Here is a 17,912-nt window from a genome sequence, read left to right as displayed (position 1 = left end):
CTGTCGAGGTATGCGACTCACGGCGAAAGGGCGCGCGACCAGGCAGCGCATCATCGAGGGCGCGGCGGCGTACCTGCGCAGCGACGACCCTGCGGGCGTGACGCTGGACGACATCCGGGCGATCACCGGCACCAGCAAGGGGCAGATCTTCCACTACTTCCCCGACGGCAAGGAGGAGCTCTTCCTCGCTGTGGCGCGCTTCGAGGCCGATCGCGTGCTCGACGACCAGCAGCCGCACCTCGGCGCGCTGACCTCGTGGGCGGCCTGGGAACGCTGGCGCGACTCGGTGATCGCCAGGTACCGCGCGCAGGGGCGGAACTGCCCGCTGGGCGCGTTGATGAGCCAGGTCGGCAGCACGCCGGGCGCCAACGAGGTCGTCAGCACGCTCCTCAACCGGTGGCAGTTCCACGTGCGGGAAGGGATCGCCGAGATGCAGGAGGCCGGCCTGGTGCGCGCGAGCGTGGACGCCGATCGCGTCGCCGCGGCGTTCATCGCGGGGATCCAGGGCGGAGTCCAGGTGCTCAGGTCGACCGGCAGCATCGCGCACCTGGAGGCGTCGCTGGACACCCTCATCGACCATCTCCGCGGCTGAAGTTCTGGACTTGCCGGTCCAAAAATCCACGCCTAACTTCGAGGACATGGCACAACGTCTGCAGGGCAGGACAGCCCTCGTCACCGGTTCCACCAGCAACATCGGCCGCGCGATCGCGGTCGCCCTCGCCAAGGAAGGGGCGCACGTCGTCGTCTCCGGGCGAGACGACGCCAGGGGAGCGGCCGTCGTCGGCCAGATCTGCGAGGACGGCGGACGGGCCGACTTCGTCCGTGCCGATCTCGACGGCACCGCCGCCGCGAGCCGTGCGCTCGCCGAGCAGGCCCAGGACCTGCTGCACGGCCGGGTCGACATCCTCGTCAACAACGTCGGCATCTACCCGCCGGCGACCACCCCGACCACCGACGAGGAGACCTTCGACCGCGTCTACGGCGTCAACGTGAAGGCACCGTTCTTCCTGACACAGGCCCTCGTCCCCGCGATGATCAGCGCCGGTGGCGGCGTGGTCATCAACCTCGGCTCGTGGATCGCACGGCTCGCCGTACCGGTCGGGGCGCTCTACAGCTCCACCAAGGGCGCGATGGAGACGCTCACGCGGGCGTGGGCGGCGGAGTTCGGGCCGCAGGGCGTGCGGGTCAACGCCGTCTCGCCCGGCGTCGTCGTCTCGCCGGACTGGGACACCGCCACCGACCACCCCGGCGAGGTGATGATGCGCGGCACGCCGGCAGGACGTTCCGGGCATCCCGACGCGATCGCCGCCGCGGCCGTCTACCTGGCCTCGGACGACGCCGCGTTCGTGCACGGAACCGTGATCGACGTCGACGGCGGACGGACCGGGGTGGCTGTCGTCGCCGTGTGACCTGGATCACCAATCCGCCCGGTTTCTGTGACCTGAGGTGAGACTCGCCGGTCTCCCATGGCGTGCGGAAGTCGTCGGCGAGAGGTGCGGAAGTGACGGGTCGGGAGTGGCCGGGGCAGCAGGAGGTCGAGGCCGCGCGGGCCGGTGATCGGGCGGCGCTCGACGCGGTCGTCGCGGCCTGCCTGCCACTGGTCTACAACGTCGCCGGCCGGGCGGTGAACGCCGACGCCGACGTCGACGACGTGGTGCAGGAGACGATGGTCCGCGTGATCCGCGGCATCGACGCGCTGCGGGAGCCGGAGCGGTTCAGGTCGTGGCTGGTCGCCGTCACGATCAACCAGGTCCGTGAGCACCACCGCCGCCGTGACGCGGCACCGGCCCCGCTGGAGGAGTACGACAGGGCCGATCCCGGCGCCGAGTTCGTCGAGGTCGCGTTGTCCCGCCTGCACTTCGCCCAGCAACGGCGAGAGGTCGACGAGGCGGCGCGCTGGCTGGACCCCGCCGACCGGGAGCTGCTGGCGTTGTGGACGCTGGAGCGCGTCGGGCAGCTGACCCGCGCGGAGGTGACCGACGCGCTCGACCTCGGCGCCCACGCCGTCACGGTGCGGGTCAGCAGGCTGAAGGGCCGTCTGGAGACGATCCGCCACCTGGTCCGCGCGTTGTCGGTCGAGCCGCGCTGCGCGGGTCTCGAACGGGCGGCGCAGGGCTGGTCCGGCGAGCCGAACCCGTTGTGGCGCAAGAGGCTCCTGCGGCACGTCGACGAGTGCGGACGCTGCCGGCGCGGTGTGGACGACGCGATGCCGGTCGAGCGCATCCTGACCGGCGCCGCGCTGCTCACGGTCCCCGCCGCCTACCTGCCGCGGCTGCTCGACAGCCTGAGCCAGGTGGAACCCGTCGCGCACGTTGCCGCTCTCGACCACCACGCGGAGCACCTCGCGGAAGCGTCTGGCCTGTTCGGGCGTGTGGCGGGCTTCGCCAGCGGTAAGCCCGTTCTCGCGGTGGCCGGCGCCGCCGCTGTGTGCGCGCTCGTCGGCGTGGTCGGTGTCGTGGTGCTGTTCCCGTCCGACCCACCGGCCGCCGTGGCGATCCCGAACACCTCGGCACCGCTCACCACGTCCTCGTCCGTCGCGGAAACGACGTCGTCCACCACGAGCACGACTTCGTCGGCAACCACCACCACGACGACGACCGCGACCCCGGAGCCGGTTCGCGTTGCCACGCCGGAAGAACGAGTCCTCGCGATGATCAACGACGCCAGGGCGAAGGAGGGCCTGCCCCCGTTGAGCGTGGACCCGGCCCTGGTCGTCGCCGCCGAACGGCACACGAGGGCGATGATGAGCAACGGCTGCGGACTGTCGCACCAGTGCCCCGGCGAGAGCGGTCTCGGTGAGCGCAGCACGGCGGCGGGCGTGAAGTGGAGCTCCGTCGCCGAGAACGTCGGCATGGGCGGTCCGGTGAAGGACGCGGTCGAGCCGATCTCCAAGATGGCGCTCGGCCTCACGCAGAGCATGCTCGACGAGAAGCCGCCGAACGACGGCCACCGCAAGAACATTCTCAGCAAATCGTCCACGCGGATCGGCATCGTGGTGATCCGCGACGCCAAGGGAGTCGTGTGGATGACTCACGACTTCGCGGGACGTTGACCGACTTTGAGCTAGAAAAGATCATCCTCTGGTCGTACGCGCGAACGCGACCGCAGTCGGACGCGTGACGATCAGTCCGGAAAGCACTGTCTCTTCCGTGCAGACGTCCACCGTCACGTACCGCCGGCCGACCGCGGTCATCACCGAATCCCCGGATCTGCTGCGCTGGACGGGTTTCGGCGGCGCGGTCCTGCTCACCGCCGGAGCGTGGGCCACCAGAACCGTGCCGGTCGCGCTGGCCGCCGCGATCGCGGGCGCCGGACTGGTCGTGCTGACGTGGGCACTGCTCGGCCGCACCAGGCCGGACGCGTCGTGGCTGCGGCGGACGCTCGCACTGTGGTGCGGGCCGCTGCTGGTGGCCCCGCCGTTGTTCAGCGCGGACGTGTTCAGCTACCTGGCCCAGGGCGAGGTGGCCGCGCGCGGGCTCGACCCGAACGTGGTGAGCCCCGCGGCCGGGGCGAGCGCGGAGGCCGTGGCACGCGTCGGCGTCTACTGGCGTGACACGCCTTCGCCGTACGGGCCGTTGTTCAGCACGGTCGAACGGGCGATCGCCCAGGTCACCGGCGGCGATCCGGTGGCGGGCATCGTGCTGTACCGCCTGGCCGCAGTGCTCGGCCTGCTGCTCGTCGTGTGGGCGGTGCCGAGGCTCGCGGCGTTCGCCGGGACGTCCGCGCGCACGGCGTTGTGGCTGGGCGTGCTGAACCCGTTGGTGCTGTGGCATCTCATCGGCGGTGTCCACAACGACGCGTTGATGCTCGGCCTCATGCTGTCCGGCACGGTGATCGCGTTGCACGCCTTGCCGGAGCTGCGGTGGTGGCAGTTCACGGCCGGTGTGGTGCTGATCGGGCTCGGAGCGCAGGTCAAACTGCCCGCGCTGGTCGCGTTGGCCGTGGTTGGCACCGCGCTGGCCCGTCGCCTTGGAGGAGGCTGGACCCGGTTCGCGGGCGCCGGCCTGGGCATGGTGGCCGCCGCCGTCGGGGTGTCGGTCGTGACGTCGCTGGCCGGCGGATCGGGGTTCGGCTGGGTGCAGGCGCTGAGCACCCCGTCGAAGGTCAACAGCTGGATGGCGCCGACCAACTGGCCGGGTTTTCTGGCGGGTGCGGTGTTCGGACCGGAAAGCGGCCAGGCGATGATTTCCTCGGCACGAGTCGCGGGGCTCGTGCTGATCCTGTGCGGAATCGCGGTGGTGCTGCGGCGCCAGCTGCTCGGCGGGGTCTCCGAGGTGACGGCGCTGGGGATGATGATGAGCCTGATCGTGGTGCTGGGGCCGGTGATCCAGCCGTGGTACCTGCTGTGGGCGGTGCTGCCGCTCGCCGCGTGCCTGCCGGAGGGGCCGTGGCGGACCAGGGTCGCCGGTCTCGCCGGGGTCTTCGCGCTGCTGGTGCCGCCGCTCGCGGGCAACTTCACCGGACGCGTGATGGAGCTCGTCCTCGCTTACGCGCTCGGGATCGCCCTGGTGGGCTGCGCTTACTTCGTCCTGCGCCGGGTGTCCGTTGTCGCGCCGAGCTGACCTCACCTGCTACGGCGCCGCCGCACTCGCCGGTGCCGGGCTGGCACTGAGCTACCCGCCGCGCACGCTCTGGTGGCTCGCCGTTCCGGCGTTCGCCGTGCTGTGGCTGACGGTGAAGGGCGCGGGCGCTCGCCGCTCGGCCGGACTCGGGTTCGTGTTCGGGCTGGGGTTCTTCCTGCCGCAGCTGTGGTGGATCCAGCACTTCCTCGGCACCGAGTTCGGCCCGTGGCCGTGGCTCGTGCTCTCGGCGCTGATGGCCCTCTTCGTCTCCGCCGCGCTGGCGCTCGTCCCGGTGGTTGCGCGGCTGCCCGCGGCACCCGTGTGGGCGGCGTTGTTGTTCGTGCTGCAGGAGACCGCGCGTGGCCTGGTCCCGTTCAACGGCTTCCCGTGGGGCCGCGTGGCGTTCGGCCAGGTCGACGGCCCGTTCGCGCGTCTGGCGGTGGTCGGCGGCGCGCCGCTGGTGACCTTCGGGGTGGTCGTGACCGGGTTCGGGCTGGCCGCCTGGTTGCCTCGCCTGCGGGAATGGCGCCACGGCTGGGCACTGCTGCCGTTCGTGGCCGCTCTGGCGCTCGGTCCGCTGGTCGTCGTCGACGCGCAGAACGGGCAACGGACCGTCGCGGTCGTCCAGGGCAACGCGCCCGACATCGGACTCGGCCTGCTCACGGCCCGCGACACCCTGCGCGACAACCACCTCCGCAAGACCGCCGAGCTCTCGGCGCTGGTGCACGGCGGGTCGGTGCCCAAGCCGGATCTCGTGGTGTGGCCGGAAAGCGCGACGAGCACTCGCGACAGGGACCCGGTCCTCGACCGCGCTGTCGACGATCTCGGCGTGCCGATGCTCGTCGGTGCGCTGCGCCGCAACGAGAACGCGGTCATCGCCTGGCAGCCCGGCACGGGGGCGGGGGAGTCGTACGCGAAACAGGAGCTCGTCCCGTTCGCCGAACACATCCCGCTGCGCGCGCTCGCCCGGCTCGTGACGCCGTTCGCCGACCAGCCGGACCTCGATGCGGGCAGCGAGCCCGGAGTGTTGAACATCGCGAACACGCGCGTGGGCGTCGGCATCTGCTACGAGGTCGCATACGACTACGTCCTGCGTGAGAGTGCGGCAGCGGGCGCCCAGTTGCTCGTGGTGCCGACGAACAACGCCTGGTACGGCCGCGGCGAGATGACCTACCAGCAACTCTCGATGGCCCGCCTGCGCGCGATCGAACACGGCCGTGCCGTCGTGGTCGCGGCGATCAGCGGTGTCAGCGCGGTGGTCCGTCCGGACGGCAGTGTCGTGCAGTCGACCGGGATGTTCACCGACGACCTGATGGTCGGCACCGTGCCGTTGCGGTCGGAGCTCACCTTCGCCACCAGGTTCGGCGGCGCGATCCACGTCCTGCTCACCGGGGCGGCGTTCGCCGCGTGCGTGATCGGGTTGTGGAGGCGCCGCCGCACCTCAGTTGTTGCCGAGCAGAGCTGACCCCAGCGACGTTCTCTGGTGCAGCACGGACAATCCCTGTCTCTCCGTGGTCAGCAACCCCGCCTCCCGCAGCACTGTCGTGTGGCGGCTGACCGACGACGGCGAGGCACCCAGCCGTGCGGCCAGCTCGGTGGTCGTGGCCCCGGCACCGACAGCGGCCAGCACCGCGGAACGCGTAGTGCCGAGCAACGCCGCAAGCGCCCCTTGCTGACGCCGTCCACTCGCGAGCTGCCGCTCCCACGTCCAGTCGTGGTGCAGGGGATAGACCACCGTCGGGGGTAGCACAGGGTCTGCGAACGCGACCGGCGTGCGGCGGCAGAAGTAGGACGGCACCAGCCGCAGCCCACGCCCGTTGAGGTGCAGGTCCCGGTCATAGGCGTACTGGACCTCCAGCACCGGCGGACGCCAGTTCATCAATGGCCACATGCCCCGCAGCAGTCCCTCGACGCAGCCGGCCACCCCGATCCGGTGCAGGCGGTCTGTCTCGACCGCCTCCTCGATGACCGAGCCGTACGGCTCGATCACCACGGCGTGGTAGCGGGCCATCGCCTCGGTGAGTTCCAGCAGCGCTGCACCGTCGCCCCCGGCCAGCGGACGTGTCCACTCGGGTGTCGGACGAACGTCGTCGAGCCGCTTGAACTCGTCACGCAGCCGTTCACGCGGCGTCGACCGGATGGCCTCGAGCGCGCTCGGCAGGCCGAGAGCACCCTCCGGCGGCGTCAGGAAGTCCGGGAAGTACGGGCCGAGCGGCGCGAGCACGGACAGCATGCGAACGCCCGACCTGATCACCTGCCGGTCGCCGTTGCGACGGACGTCGCGCAGCCAGGGCTGAAGCATCAGCCCGCTGTCCAGTTCGGTCAATCGAAGCCAGCTGAACACCATTTCCCAGAGCGGATCGACCCTTTCTGCTACCTGCGTTCGCTCCAGATCACCAGCGGAAAAATGGATGCGCAACACAGCAACCTCCCCAGGCACAGGTCACCGTGGATCACATTACCGGGCTTGTCACTCCGCCGAATTCCGCAACGAAAACCGGTCTCGGGACGGTGTCCCGAGACCGGTTCTGTGCTAAGTGGACCGAACTCAGCCGCAGCTGCCGCTGGTCCACTGGTGCGAGCGCACCTGGTACGTGCCGGCCAGGTCACCCTTCTGCCCCTGACGGGTGCAACCGATGCGGTTGTTGTACCCGGTGTTGCGGAAGAAGACGACGCCCTTCGCCGAGGACGTGCCGCGGTTGTAGACGGACTTGACCTCCTTGGTCGTCGCCCACGAGCACTTGATGCTGCCGCTCGTCCAGTCGGGGTCCTGCACGTCCCACATGCAACGGCCACCGGTGCCGCCGAAGCCGTTCCAGAAGCAGACGTTGCCGGTGTTGCAGTCCCAGGCGGCCAGTGCCTGGCCGGTCTCGGTGTCGTAGGCCGCTCCCACAGCAGCGGCCTGCGCGACCGGGGCCTCGGCCTGCGCGCTCGGAGCCGCGACCCCGACGACCATGAGCAATGCGACCGGAGCCAATGCCAGGAAAATACGCCGAACGAACCTCAAGGATTCCTCCCTCACCCATGAACAAATTCGGCCGACGCCACTTTAGGCAGAGGGAGGAACTCAGGAAAAGCTATTGATCTGTGGCGCAAAAGCTCATTTCAGGCAGGTCGGGTGTACCTGTGTTTCACGCCGGCGGGGAAGTACTCGGGGTCGCCGGACGGCCGCAGCACGACCTCGGGCAGCTGCCGTTCCGCCGGCACGTAGTGCGCGAACTCGCTGTTGAGCCGCACCAGTGCGCGCGCACCGACTCCGCGATCACCGCGGCGTCGGCGGTCCTGCCCGGCGCGGTCTCGACCGTGATCCGCAACAGCCGGTCGCGGTCGGCGTTCTCGACCGACTCGATCACGAACTTGCCCGTCACGGTGTCGCTGATGCCGGGCTGTTCCAGGCCGACCGTCACGTTCTCCGGATAGATGTTCGCGCCGAAGAACGACACCGTGAACAGCGACCGTCCGAAGAGGTAGACGAACGGCAGTTCAGGACCAGGCGGGGGAGTGAAACCGTGCTCAGCGCAGTGGGCCAGCAGCTCGTCGTACCCGAGAATCCCGCCCTCGTCGCGATCCGGTAGCGGATCAGCGGAATCCCGCCGTCCGCGGTGAACACGAGCGTGCCGTTGTGCACCTCGAAGAAGCGGCTCGCCGGGTCGTACTGCACGAGCGTCGGCAGCCGCGAGTCGCCGAAGATCTCCCGCGCGAGCGAGGGACGGTCCGCGAGGAACCGCCGGATGCCGGCCGAGACCGCGGTCTCGTTGCCCAGCACGCCGGAATCCGCTGTGCCGTAAAGGGATGCGATGTCACGGACGGGGTCGGCGATCCCGGCTCGTCGTGAGACCAGGTCTCGCCACTGCTCGCTGAACACCTCGCCCGCCAGCACCAGCTTGATCACGTACGCGGACCAGTCGACGCCCTTGGCCACCCCGGTGTCGACGACGTCCTTGACGAACGGCGGGTACCCGAGCAGCACGACCTGCTCGAAGTGCGGCGCCAGCTCGGGCAGCACCCGCAGGATCTCCGCCTTGTTGTTGCCCGGCGCCACCACGGTGATCGGACAGCCCTTGGCCGCCAGATGCCGCACGCACGCCTGCGTGAACAGACCGCCCACCCAGGTGCCGAGCGGGAAGCACACCACGGCCAGCGTGGCGCGCTGGCCGGCCGCGAACCCGTCCACCAGCACCTGCTCGAACCGCCGCGCCACGTGCAGCTCGTCCTCCAGCGCCCGCGGCCAGATCGTCGGCCGGCCGCTCGACCCGGACGACACGGCGATCATGTCGCAGCCGGCGAGCGTACCGTCGCGGCACAGCTCCGGCAGCGGATAGCGCTCGTGGTAGCTCTGCTTGTCAAGCAGCGGCAGCCGTTGGAAGTCCTCGAACGTCGTGATGGACGCCGGCTCGATCCCGTTGTCCCGCAAGAGCTTCCGATAGGCGGGCACGGTCTGGGCCGTGCGCTGGAACAGGTCGAGCACCCAGCTCTCGGACTTCGGTTCGGCCGGCGAGAAGAAGTCGTCGAACGCCTGGCGCACACGGGTCTGCCGACTGCTGTCCATGATCAGAGGGTATCGGTCTGACAGTATGTTCATCTTCATAGCTTCAGTGCAGACCAAAATCACCCAACGCGCGACGGAACAGGCTTGACGTCGGCCTGGGCTTCGAGGTGATCGGGCAGGGACGCGCGGTAGATCGGCATGGCCGCGGCGGTGGTGACGATCGCGACCAGGACGAGGATCGCGAACATCTCCGGTGTCACGAGGCCGTAGGCGAGGCCGATGTTGATGAAGATCAGGATCATCAGGCCGCGCGCGTTCATCAGCCCGCCGACCGCCGACGCGTAGCGCCACGAGTAGCCCTGGGCGCGCACCACCAGACCGCAGCCGAGGTACTTGCCTGCGAACGCGGCGAGCATGATCACGGCGAGCGGGAACCACAGCGCTCCACCTGCGCCGAAGCCGGAGACCTGCGTGTTGAGGCCGCTGAACGCGAAGAACACCGGCAGCAGCAGGATCGAGTTGAGGTCGGTGAGCTTCGTTTCGAGCTCGTGGCGCACCACCGCGGTCTTCGGCATCGCGAGGCCGGTGATGAAGCCGCCGAACACCGAGAACACGCCGATGAAGTCGGTGAACCAGCCGGCCACCAGCACGATGAGCAGGACGATCGCCATCATGTCGCGGCTGAGCTTGCCATCGCGTTCGGCGCGCTCACCGAGCTTCGCGAGCCACTTGCGGCCGACCGTCAGCATCAGCACCGCGAACAGGGCCGCGCCGCCGACGGTGCGCAGGGCGCCGGCGGGGCTGCCGGACGTGCCGACCGCGATGATCAGCGCGAGGAATCCCCACGCCACCGCGTCGTCGATCGCCGCGGCGACGAGGGTGAGCCCGCCGATCGGGGTGTTGGCGATGCCGCGTTCCTGCAGGATCCGTGCGAGCATCGGGAAAGCGGTGATCGACAGGGCGCCGCCGACGAACAGCATGAACACCCACAGGCTCGATCCCTGCGGGCTGAGCGAGTCGTAGAAGATCACCGCCGCGCCCGCGCCGAGCACGAACGTCGGCACGATGCCGGACACGGCGAGCACGCCGGCGCGTCGTGCGTTGGCGCCGGCGGTCAGCCCGTGGTCCAAAGAGGACCCGACGAGGAACATGTAGAACGTCAGCCCGATCGTGCTCAGCACGTAGAGCGTGCTCTTGACGTCCGCGGGGAAGAGCTGGGCCTGCACGCCGGGTGCCACGGCGCCGAGCAGTGCCGGTCCCAGCAGGACGCCGGCGACCATCTCGCCGACGACCCTGGGCTGCCTGACCAGCATGGCGAGACGCCCGCACACGGTGGTCGCGACGAGCACGACCGCCAGCGCGGCGAAGACCTGCAGCGCGAAGTGGATCTGGTTCACGGGGATCTCCTGGGACTAGTGCCGGACCGGGCAACCCTGCGTGTCGTGCGTGTCGAAGTAGCGGCCCGCCGGCCGCAGCCGGTGGGCGTGCAGCACCATCGCCGTGCCGAGCACGAGCTGGACGGCGCTGCGCCAGACGTCCTCCCAGCGGTCCCGCACGCGCATCAGGACCAGCCGGGCGCGCGGGACCGAGCCATCGCGGACGAGCAGGCACGGGCCCCGGCTCGGCAGCGATCGGGTGTGTGTCACCGACGAGTGCAGCGTCACGCGGCGCAGCACCACCTTCGTGGCCGCCCGCATCGCGATCGGGGACAGCCGCCACGCCGGGCAGGGGCGGTTGGCGGCGATGCCGAACGGGATGTGGTGCGCGTGGCGGGCCGCTGTGTGTTCCCAGCGATCGGGGTCGAACTCGTGCGGGTTCTGGTAGCCCGTCGCGTGGTAGGCGGGATAGCTGAAGCACAGCACCAAACCGGCGGGGAACGTCGTGTGCTCGTCCAGTTCGATGTCGGCGGTGGTGATGCGGTGCGCGATGCCGAACAACGGGTAGAGGCGGAAGGTCTCGTCCAGCACATGGGCGAAGTACCTGTCGTCGTCCGGGTTCTCCGCGAGTCGTGCCGCGACCTCGGGGTGATGGGCCAACGCGAGCAACAGGTGCGCCATCGCCTCGGACATCTGCACGACGGCGGTGTTGAAGTAGGTGCCCTGCAGGTAGTGCACCTGCTCGGTCTTCGAGAGCGTGGCGGGCAGCGGGTGCCGGACGTCCGCGAGCCGCTGTTCCAGGTAGCGCGTCAGGCGGGCACGGCGGGCGGGGTGGCGCAAACCGGTGCACTTCAACGAGGTCACGACGTCGTTGGCGTGCCCGACGATCAGGTCGCGTGCCGGGCGTGGGCACGGTTCGCCGAACACCAGCTCGTAGAAGTACTCGGCCCAGACCGGCATCATCAGGTCACGCAACCGGACGTGGGTGACCGGGCCGGTCAGCACCTCGTCCAGCACGCGTGAGGTGCAGTTCCTGGCCGTGGCGGACAGGGTTTCCGCGGGTCCCGCGAGGAAGGCGCGCGTCGCGCGGGCCACGTCGTCGTAGCGCGGGCCGCCTCCAGGTGCTCCTGGTGCACCTCGGGGCCGGGGGAGAGCCGAGTACCAGAACAGGTCGACAGCCCGGCGCCCTTGCTGCGGCCGTTCGCGGCGGGATGGCTGTAAAGCTCCTGGAACCGTTCCGGGCCGACCTGCGCGTTGGGGAACGTGATCGCGCTGTCCCCGTTGACCTTCTCGAACACCTTGGCGCGCAAGGAAACCACCCGCGCCGGCAGCCAGCGTGGCGCGGTCAGCACCACCGCGACGGCGAGCAGCCCGATCACCCACGCCACCCGGACACCCCCGTTCCGCGGACGACGACCATGTCGCGCGTGAGCTCCCCGCCGCACATCGCGAGGACGTGCTCGTACTCGTCGCGCAGCACGTCGAGCACCCGGCGCACCCCTGCCTCGCCGTCCGCCGCGAGCCCCCACAGCACCGGCCTGCCGATGCCGACGGCGGACGCTCCGAGCGCGAGTGCCAGGGCGATGTCACCTCCACTTCGGACACCGCCGTCGAGCACGACCGGAACCCGTCCGGCGACCGCGTCGACCACCCCGGGCAACGCCTCGACGGCTGCCGGTGTGAGGTCGAGCTGGCGGCCGCCGTGGTTGGACACGACGATGCCCGCCACCCCGTGCGCGACCGCGAGCACCGCGTCGGCAGGGTGGAGAACTCCCTTGACCCACAAAGGAAGTGACGTCATCGAGCGGAGGCGGTCGATGTCCTCCCACGAGAACGCCGACATCTCGATCTTCCGCAGGCCGGGAACGCCATGCAGGTCTCGCATGTTCTCCGCCGCCAGCCCGGCGGGCAGGTCGTGGAAGCCGTGCGCGATGTCCCTGCGGTGCCTGCCGAACACCGGCGAGTCGACCGTCACGACCAGTGCGGTGCAGCCGGCCCGTTCCGCCCGTCGCACCAGGGCTTGCGTGACCTCGGGGTCTGGTTGCACGTACAGCTGGAACCACACGGGCCCGGTTGCTGCCGCCACGACGTCGGCGATCGGCACGGTCGAAGCCATGCTGGACACCAGGATCGTCCCGGCGGCCGCCCGTGCCGTCGCCAGTTCGCCGTCGGGGTGAGCGAGCTTGTGGAACGCGGTCGGCGAGATCAGCACTGGGAACGCGTCGCTGACCTTCTTGCCCCGCAACACCCGTGGCAGCAGGGCGAGGCGCAGGAACGCGGCCTCGTTCTCCGCGAGCACGACCTCGTCCCCGACCCCGCCCGCGAAGAAGTCGTAGTGGACGGGGTCGAGCACCGCGCGTGCTTTGTCGTGCAGTTCGGCGAGCACGGGGTTCACCGGAGGAACGCCCGCAGCGGTGCCTTGTGCACCTTCTCGTCGTCCCACTCGTTCTCGAGGTTCTCGGTGATGTGGTGCTCGTCGACGAGCTCTCCCGCGCGGAACCGCCGGACCACCGGGTGCAGGTAGCGGCCGTCGAGCCCGCTGGTGTCCTCCTGCGACGTGCGGCCGGCGGAGATGTCGAACGGGTTGACCTTGTCGTGGTCCGCGCCGTACTCCAGCGTCACCGCCAGGTACGACTCGACGTCACCGAAGTCGCCCCGCGCCACGGCTTCGTGCAGGTGCGCGACCGGTACCTCCTCGACGTACCTCACGGCGCCGTCGGGATCGATCAGCACGGCGTCCGCCATGAACGCGAAAAGCTGCCACAGCGCGGAAGTCCGGTTGACCCGCTCGATGATCGCGTCGGTGATGCCCTCGGGGGACACGTCACGGCTCGGCCAGTCCACGCCGTGGTACCGGTGTTCCACGATCCGGTGCAGCGCGCGGACGCCGTAGCGGAAACCGTGGATGAACCCGCTGGTCGACTTCTTGAAGTCCCGCGCCTGGGTGATCGTGCCGGCGAAGAAGAGGTCCGGCACGTTCACCGACTCCCATTCCGCGGTCTGGTCGGGGAAACGCGAGTTGATCGTGAGCCGCGGCCGGCACTCCGGTGCGAAGATCGAGGCGTCGAACCGGAAGCCGGTCGCGAGGACGACGCGGTCGTAGCGGATCTCCTTGATCACCTCCGCGACCCGCTGGAAGCTGACCGCGACCAGGTAGCCGTCGCCATCGCGCCGGATGCCGGCGATGTGCCCGTCGAGCACCGCGTTCTGCGACTTGAGCTGGTAGGTGTCGAGGAAGTTGTTGTTCACCGCCCGCAGGTGGCCGACGAAGTGCGTCTGCCAGGCCAGCTTCAGCGAGCCGGGCCCGGCGACGTGGATGACGGAGGCGGTCTCGACGAGGGCGTCGGCGGTCTCGAACGCCGAGTTGCCGCGCCCGATGATCAGCACCTTCTTGCCGGTGAACTCCGCGGGGTCCACCGACACGTCGTAGTACAGCTCGGCGTGCTCGACGCCGTTGATCTCCGGCACGTACGGCCGGGAGACACCGGTCGCCACGATGATCCGCTTCGCCCGGTACGTGGCGCCGTGCTGGTCGCGCACCACGAAGTCGTCAGGCCTGCTCACCGACATGACGCGGGTGTCGTAGCGGATCGGCAGGTCGTTCTTGACGGCGAAGTCGCCCAGGTAGCGCACCATGTCGTCGGCGTGCGGGAAGTAGCGCGGTGTGTAGCCGGTGAACAGCAGCTCGGGATCGTCGCTCAGCAACGAGTTCCAGTCGACGCGCAGGTTCAGCTCCGGGTCGTCCCAGCCGGTGTGCACCTTGTTGATGGAGATCAGCTGGCGGTGCCGGGGAAAGCGGGTGAAGAACGTTCCCGCCGTGGCACCGGCTTCCAGCACGATGTGGTCACGTCCCGCCTGCTTGAGCAGGTAGGACGCCTGCAGCCCCGCCGGACCGGCACCGATCACGAGACACTCGGTCGAAACCTCGCTGGACACGACGTTCTCCTTCACGCGGTCAACAAGCGCTTGTCGGGTTTGCCGCTGGGCGCGACAGGGGGTTCGGCGATGGCGGTGACCCGGACGGGTGCGCAGGCCGCGCCGAGCCGTTCGGTCACCAGCTGCCGGAGCTCGGTCAGTTCAGGCACGCGATCGCCTTTGGGCACGACGAAGGCGTGGACGGCCTCGCCGGTGTCGTCGTCCGGCACCGCGACGACGTAGACCTCGGCGACGTCCGGGTGTTCGGCGATCACGTGCTCGATCGGGCCGATGTAATGCAGGTTCGCGTTGACGATCACGACGTCCCTGACACGGCCGGTCAGGTGCAGGTAGCCGTCGGCGTCGAAGTGGCCGAGGTCGCGGGTGCGGACCCAGCCGTCCACGAACACCTCGGCCGACTCCTCCGGGTTCGCCCAGTACGAACTGGCCTGGCCGGGAGTGCGGACGAACAGCTCGCCGTCGCGGATCTCCACGTCCACCGGCGGTTTTCCGACTGTGCCCGGCGGGTCGGACGGCGTCGCCATCGAGATCATCCCGGTCTCGCTCTGGCCGTAACCGTGGAACAGCACCGGTCCCAGGACTTCGAGTGCTTCGCGGTGGCGTTCGGTGGTCAGCGGTGAGCCCGAGACCAGCAGCGCGCGCAGCGTCGACAGGTCGGCGGGGGAGTGGCGCTGGCCCGCGACGAGCTTCGCCAGGCCGGGCACGGTGATCACGCGCGCCGTGGCCTTGTGCCGGGTGATCGCGTCGACGGGGTTGTCGGCGACGACGACGGTGCCGCCCGCGGTGAGAGTGAGGATCGCGTACTCGAACATCACCTGGCTCGACAGCGATCCGAACACGAGGTACCGGTCGAGCCTGGTCGCGAGTTCGCGGATCGCGGGTGGCCACGCGTCGGGCTGGGCCGTCCACGCGTTCGTCATCGAGGCGTACGTCTGCGCGCACGCCTTGGGCGCGCCCGTGCTGCCGCTGGTGTGGATGAGCCGGGCGATGTCGCCGGCTTTCCGGTGCAGCGCAACGGCTCAGGGGAGGCTTTGGTCAGGCCGGCCACGTCCGAATCACGGACCACGAGCGCGATGTCGAGGCTGAGCAGGTGCTCGACTTGCGCCTCGGTCAGCCCCGGCCGCACGCCCACGACCCGAGCGCCCACCGCGTGCGCCGCGAGGATCGTCGCGAACGCCTCCGGGGTGACACCCAGCAGCAACGCGATCCCGTCACCGGGGCTGAGACCGTTGGCGCGCAACCCGGTCGCGATCCTCGCGACGAGGCCGAGCATCTCTCGCCGTCACCACGCGGGTGCCGTGCTCGAACACCGGCCGGTCCGCGGCAGCGCCGAGCACGTCGAGCACCGCGCGCGGAAACGGCTCGGCGTCATGCGCCGGCAAGGCATTCCTTCACGAACACGACCAGCGGCTGCTGGTGCACCTCCGGCAGGTCCCAGTGGTTCTCGAGGTTCTCTGCCAGGTGGTGGGTCGCCGCGAGCACGCCGTTGCGGTGGTACCGCACCACGGGGTGCAGGTAGCTCGCGTCGGCCGCGTTGACCGGGTCGTTCTCGGCGACGCGCGGGATGGTGATGTCGAACGGATCGACCGTGTCGTGGTCAGGGCCGTACTCCAGCGTTGCCACGAACCGGTGCTCGGCCGTACCGAGGCCACCGTCGGCCACGTACGCCACCGGCACCTCTTCCTCGTACCGGGCGGTGTTCGCGTCGACCGTCACCACGTCGCCGATGACGGCGAACTGCTGCCACAGACACGAAGAGGTGTTCACCCTGGCGATGAGCGCGTCGCTGATCGCCTCCGGTGACAGCTCCAGTTCCGTGCCCTGCCACGGGACGTCGTGGTGGCGGGCGCTCAGGACGCGGTGCAGCGCGCGGGCGCCGTACCGGAAGCCGTGGATGAACCCGCTGGTGGACTTCTTGAAGTCACGGGACTGCGTGATCGTGCCCGCGAAGTACAGGCCGGGGACGTTCGTCGACTCGAACGCGGACGTGAGCCGCGGGAACCGGTCGTTGATGACGAGGTCGGGGCGGCAGTTCCCCGCGAAGATCGAGGCGTCGAACCGGAACCCGGTGCACGCGATGATCCGGTCGTACTCGAGCTCACGCACCTTCTCGACCGTGCGGGCGTACCGGAACCGGATGCGGAACCCGCCCTCCTGCCGGGGCTCGATGCGTTCGATCGTGCCGTCGATGACCGCGTTCTCGGACTTGAGCTGGTAAGTGTCGAGGAAGTTGTTGTTGACCGCGCGGAGGTGCCCGACGTAGTGCGTCTGCCAGGCCAGCTTCACCGAGTGCGGCCCGGCCACGTGGATCACGGCCGCGTGTTCGACGAGCGCGCCTGCGGTCTCGAAGCCCGAGTTGCCCTTGCCGATCACGAGCACCCGCTGGTCGGTGAACGACTCCGGGTCGGTGTCGAAGGTGTCGTAGCGTTCGACGTGCTCGATGCCGGGGATGTCCGGCACGTGGAGCTGCGAGACCCCGGTGGCCATGACGAGGTTCTTCGCATGCCACGTCTGTCCACTTCGGGCTGTGACGGCGAACCCGTCGCCGTCGCGGGAGACCTGGGTGACATCGATGTCGTAGTGGATCTTCAGGGTGGCCGCGCAGTCACGCAAGTACCGGACGATGTCGTCGGCGTCCGGGAAGTACTTCGGGCTGTAGCGGGTGAACAGCAGATCCGGATCGTCGAGCAGCAGCGAGTTCCAGTCCATCCGCATCCGCTGTTCCGGATCGGAGAACCCGGTGTGGACCTTGTTGATGGAGATGAGCTGGCGGTGCCGCGGGAATCGGGTGAAGAACGTGCCCGCCCCGCCGCCGCGTTCGAGGACGGCGTAGTCGCGACCGTCCCGCTCCAGCAGTGCGGCGAGCTGCAAACCGGCCGGTCCCGCGCCGATGATCAGGTAGTCGTGCGCCATGGACGGGAAAGCTACCCACGCGATCTCAGAACTTTCTGAGATCGGCTGCCTACCGTCCGTGTGGTGACCACGACCGCTTCAGACACGTCCGTGGACCTCGGTTCGCCGCTGACCGTCGCGCACCTTCTGCGGGCTTCCGCGCCCGTGTTCGTGCACGTCGAACCCGTCGTCGCGGACCGGGTCGCGCGGGGCCGGGAGTACCTGCGCACCGTGCTCGCCGACGACGAGCGGCCGGTGTACGGCGCCAAGACCGGGTTCGGTGCTCTGGTGGGCTTCGCGGGCCGTGCCTCCGAAGCTGACCAGTGCGACAACACCCTCGCACACCTCGGCGCCGGCCAAGGACCTGACCTCCCCCTGGACATCGCCCGCGCCGCACTGCTCGTGCGCACGTGGTCCCTGGCGCAGGGACTTTCCGGCGTGTCCGCGCACGTCGTGGACGGGCTCGCGGCGATGTTCGGAACCACGTTCGTGCCGGCGATCCCGCGCTACGGTTCCGTCGGTGCCAGTGGTGACCTGATCCCGCTCGCCTATGCGGCACAGGCGTTGCGCGGCAGGGGCCACGCGTACCTGGACGGCGTCCGGCTGCCCGCCGCGGAGGCGCTGGCGTCAGCGGGCCTGGAGGCCTTGCGGCTGGAC

At 69.7% G+C, this 17,912-nt stretch carries 18 protein-coding genes; 6 read left to right on the top strand and 12 right to left on the bottom strand.

Annotated features, from left to right (window positions below; translation table 11 throughout):
* Positions 1–10: 10 nt before the first annotated feature.
* From FXN61_RS24225 to lnt, 5 genes are all read left to right on the top strand, one after another.
* Complete coding sequence (locus FXN61_RS24225; protein WP_167976338.1) at positions 11–592, top strand: TetR/AcrR family transcriptional regulator; 582 nt, start codon at positions 11–13, stop codon at positions 590–592.
* Between the two features lie 46 nt (positions 593–638).
* On the top strand, positions 639–1,409 hold the full coding sequence (locus FXN61_RS24220; RefSeq protein ID WP_167976337.1) for an SDR family NAD(P)-dependent oxidoreductase: 771 nt from the start codon (positions 639–641) through the stop codon (positions 1,407–1,409).
* 92 nt (positions 1,410–1,501) lie between these two features.
* Entirely contained in the window at positions 1,502–3,052 is a 1,551-nt protein-coding gene (locus tag FXN61_RS55580; RefSeq protein WP_167976336.1) for a sigma-70 family RNA polymerase sigma factor, read from the top strand.
* Between the two features lie 97 nt (positions 3,053–3,149).
* Positions 3,150–4,562, top strand: a complete 1,413-nt coding sequence (mptB, locus tag FXN61_RS24210) for a polyprenol phosphomannose-dependent alpha 1,6 mannosyltransferase MptB (protein WP_167976335.1) — start codon at positions 3,150–3,152, stop codon at positions 4,560–4,562.
* Positions 4,546–6,027 (top strand): apolipoprotein N-acyltransferase, encoded by a 1,482-nt coding sequence (gene lnt / locus FXN61_RS24205; RefSeq protein ID WP_167976334.1) that lies wholly within the window; start codon positions 4,546–4,548, stop codon positions 6,025–6,027. Before mptB ends, lnt begins: the two co-directional genes overlap by 17 nt.
* Here lnt and FXN61_RS24200 read toward each other — a convergent pair.
* The 12 genes from FXN61_RS24200 to FXN61_RS24160 form a co-directional block, all read right to left on the bottom strand.
* The gene (locus FXN61_RS24200; protein WP_246291943.1) at positions 6,004–6,888 is read right to left on the bottom strand and encodes an ArsR/SmtB family transcription factor; all 885 of its coding nucleotides are present in this window, start codon (positions 6,886–6,888) and stop codon (positions 6,004–6,006) included. The genes lnt and FXN61_RS24200 overlap by 24 nt on opposite strands.
* 222 nt (positions 6,889–7,110) lie before the next feature.
* Positions 7,111–7,569: a peptidase inhibitor family I36 protein gene (locus FXN61_RS24195; RefSeq protein WP_223165570.1), complete on the bottom strand. Its 459-nt coding sequence runs from the start codon at positions 7,567–7,569 to the stop codon at positions 7,111–7,113.
* A 124-nt stretch (positions 7,570–7,693) separates the two neighbouring features.
* Positions 7,694–8,005: a hypothetical protein gene (locus FXN61_RS52560; protein ID WP_246291942.1), complete on the bottom strand. Its 312-nt coding sequence runs from the start codon at positions 8,003–8,005 to the stop codon at positions 7,694–7,696.
* Positions 7,966–9,111: a phenylacetate--CoA ligase family protein gene (locus tag FXN61_RS24190; protein WP_246291941.1), complete on the bottom strand. Its 1,146-nt coding sequence runs from the start codon at positions 9,109–9,111 to the stop codon at positions 7,966–7,968. Before FXN61_RS24190 ends, FXN61_RS52560 begins: the two co-directional genes overlap by 40 nt.
* Positions 9,112–9,170: 59 nt before the next feature.
* Positions 9,171–10,448 (bottom strand): cation:proton antiporter, encoded by a 1,278-nt coding sequence (locus tag FXN61_RS24185; RefSeq protein ID WP_167976332.1) that lies wholly within the window; start codon positions 10,446–10,448, stop codon positions 9,171–9,173.
* A gap of 15 nt (positions 10,449–10,463) precedes the next feature.
* On the bottom strand, positions 10,464–11,522 hold the full coding sequence (locus FXN61_RS55575; RefSeq protein WP_312877959.1) for a cytochrome P450: 1,059 nt from the start codon (positions 11,520–11,522) through the stop codon (positions 10,464–10,466).
* Positions 11,426–11,815 carry a hypothetical protein gene (locus FXN61_RS52550; RefSeq protein ID WP_246291940.1) on the bottom strand — a complete coding sequence of 130 codons (390 nt, stop codon included), beginning with the start codon at positions 11,813–11,815 and terminating at the stop codon, positions 11,426–11,428. The genes FXN61_RS55575 and FXN61_RS52550 overlap by 97 nt, the downstream gene beginning before the upstream one ends.
* Entirely contained in the window at positions 11,803–12,822 is a 1,020-nt protein-coding gene (locus tag FXN61_RS24175; protein WP_167976331.1) for an alpha-hydroxy acid oxidase, read from the bottom strand. Before FXN61_RS24175 ends, FXN61_RS52550 begins: the two co-directional genes overlap by 13 nt.
* Positions 12,819–14,363, bottom strand: coding sequence for an NAD(P)-binding domain-containing protein (locus FXN61_RS24170; RefSeq protein WP_167976330.1), 1,545 nt, complete (start codon positions 14,361–14,363; stop codon positions 12,819–12,821). The genes FXN61_RS24175 and FXN61_RS24170 overlap by 4 nt, the downstream gene beginning before the upstream one ends.
* A gap of 11 nt (positions 14,364–14,374) precedes the next feature.
* Entirely contained in the window at positions 14,375–15,340 is a 966-nt protein-coding gene (locus tag FXN61_RS24165; protein ID WP_312877961.1) for a class I adenylate-forming enzyme family protein, read from the bottom strand.
* Positions 15,280–15,636 (bottom strand): AMP-binding protein, encoded by a 357-nt coding sequence (locus FXN61_RS50845; protein ID WP_223165569.1) that lies wholly within the window; start codon positions 15,634–15,636, stop codon positions 15,280–15,282. Before FXN61_RS50845 ends, FXN61_RS24165 begins: the two co-directional genes overlap by 61 nt.
* A 95-nt stretch (positions 15,637–15,731) precedes the next feature.
* Complete coding sequence (locus tag FXN61_RS24160; RefSeq protein ID WP_167976329.1) at positions 15,732–17,276, bottom strand: NAD(P)-binding domain-containing protein; 1,545 nt, start codon at positions 17,274–17,276, stop codon at positions 15,732–15,734.
* A gap of 63 nt (positions 17,277–17,339) precedes the next feature.
* On the opposite strand from FXN61_RS24160, the gene FXN61_RS24155 reads away from it, so the two are divergent.
* The coding region (locus FXN61_RS24155; RefSeq protein WP_312877958.1) for an aromatic amino acid lyase at positions 17,340–17,912 on the top strand (573 nt) is incomplete at its 3' end.

The organism is Lentzea indica, from assembly GCF_012184385.1.
Taxonomy (GTDB): domain Bacteria; phylum Actinomycetota; class Actinomycetes; order Mycobacteriales; family Pseudonocardiaceae; genus Lentzea; species Lentzea indica.
Note: the sequence above shows the minus strand (reverse complement) of the source record. Positions and strands in the feature narration are given on the sequence as shown.